At 69.1% G+C, this 2,264-nt stretch carries 1 protein-coding gene; it reads left to right on the top strand.

The genetic code is table 11. The features are described 5' to 3' along the window. Entirely contained in the window at positions 1-2,118 is a 2,118-nt protein-coding gene (uvrC, locus tag AC1VTH_RS07955; protein ID WP_481335623.1) for an excinuclease ABC subunit UvrC, read from the top strand. Positions 2,119-2,264 lie beyond the last annotated feature (146 nt).

Raw genomic sequence — 2,264 nt, 5'->3', positions numbered from 1 at the left:
CTGGCCACCCCTGCCGCCGGCCCCGCGCCCTCGATTGCCGAGCAGGTTGCCCTCGTCCCCACCGACCCGGGCTGCTACCTGTGGAAGGACGCCGCCGGCAACGTGCTCTACGTGGGCAAGGCCAAGAACCTGCGCAGCCGCATGCGCCAGTACGTGCAGCTCACCGACGAGCGCCCCATGGTGCCGCGCCTCATGGCCGCCACCGCGAGCTTCGACTACGTCGTCGTGGGCTCCGAGCACGAGGCCCTCGTCCTCGAGATCAACCTCATCCACCAGTACCGCCCGCCGTTCAACGTCGACCTCAAGGACGACAAGAGCTACCCCTACATCGCCATCACCAAGGACGACGTCTACCCGGCCCTCAAGTACACCCGCGAGCGCCACCGCCCCGGCACCCGCTACTTTGGCCCCTACACCGACGCCCGCGCCGCGCGCGCCACCATCGACGTGGTGCGCAAGATCGTGCCCATGTGCCTCGCGACCTGCGCCGAGTGGAAGCGCGTGCGCCGCCAGATCGAGGCCCACCCCGAGCAGCGCGACGTCGTGGCGCTGGCCCAGGCCGAGAGCGGCCGCCCCTGCTTCGACTACCACGTGGGCCGCGGCCCCGGCGTGTGCGCGGGCTGCATATCGCCCGAGGAGTACGCCGCCAACGTGGCCCAGGTCGAGCACTTCCTCGCAGGTCACCGGGGCCAGTTCGTGGCCCAGCTCAAAGACGAGATGGCCGAGGCCGCCGCGAACCTCGACTTCGAGCGCGCCGCCCGCGTCAAGCGCCGCCTGCAGGTCATCGACGGCCTCGACGACAAGCAGCGCGTGGTGCTGTCGAGCGCGCAGGACGTCGACGTCGTGGGCTTTTGGCGCGAGGAGACCATCGCCGGCGCCTGCGTCTTCGTGGTGCGCGAGGGCCGCGTGAGCCGTACCTGCGAGTTTGTGCTCGACAAGGGCCTCGACGTGGGCCCCGAGGAGCTCGCGAGCGGCTTTGTCAAGCGCTACTACGACCAGACGAGCGACCTGCCCCTCGAGGTCTGCGTGCCCGTTGCCCTTACAGACGCTGACACCCTTGCCGGCTGGCTCACGGCGCGGCGCGGCCGCAACGTCTCCATCCGCGTGCCGCAGCGCGGCCAGAAGGCCCACCTCGCCGAGATGGCCACCAACAACGCCCACCACTACCTCGCGCGATACGAGCTGCGCACGGGCTACGAGGACAAGCGCACCAACGAGGCCCTGCTCCAGCTCGAGAGCGCCCTGGCCCTCGACGCGCCACCCATGCGCATTGAGTGCTTCGACATCTCGACCATCCACGGCAAGCACACGGTGGCCTCGATGGTGGTGTTCACGGCCGGCAAGCCCGACAAGGGCCAGTACCGCCGCTTCAAGATTCGCGCCGAGCTCGACGAGGCCAATGACTTCGTCTCGATGAGCGAGGTGCTCGCCCGCCGCTACGCGCCCGAGCGCATGGCCGACGAGCGCTTTGGCGCCAAGCCCGACCTGCTCATCCTCGACGGCGGAAAGCCGCAGCTCACGGCTGCCATGGAGCAGCTGGGCGAATTGGGGCTCGACATCCCCATGGCGGGCCTTGCCAAGTCGGACGAGGAGCTCTTTGTGCCCTGGGACGACATGCCCGTGGTGCTGCCCAGCGGCTCGGCGTCGCTCTACCTGGTGAAGCGCGTGCGAGACGAGGCCCACCGCTTTGCCATAACCTTCCACCGCGAGTTGCGCGGCAAGGCCATGACCGTGTCGATCCTCGACGAGGTCCCGGGTGTGGGCGAGAAGCGCAAGCGAGCGCTGCGCCGCGCGTTTGGGAGCATGAAGCGCTTGCGTGAGGCCACCGAGGAGCAGATCGCTGCCGTGCCGGGGATTCCCGCCGAGGTGGCGCACGAGGTGTACACCACGCTGCGCGCTTGGGACGAGGAGCGCGAGGACGGCCGCGAGCGCGCCCTGGGCGAGGGCGAGGGCGAGGCGGCTGGCGATGATACCGACCCCGTCGCTGCGGATGATGTGCGCGAGCGCGCCACTGCGAACGAGGGCGCGCGTGATGCCGCTGTGGGCGCCGCCGACTGCACCGACCCGGTGGCTGCCGAGGCCTCAGAATCAATCGATGCGTCCGTTTCTGGCAAGTAGCAAGCCATTTACCGGAGCAAAACTCCCCTAATTGGTCGAACGACCATCTCATTCGGCAATCGCTCGGTAGATGTCTTGCTTGCCCCCGCTTCGCAGACCCGCTGCGCTCGCCACGACCCACCATGCCCCCGCTTCGCAGCCTTGCC

The sequence above is a fragment of the Parolsenella sp. genome (genome assembly GCF_982402205.1).
Note: the sequence above shows the minus strand (reverse complement) of the source record. Positions and strands in the feature narration are given on the sequence as shown.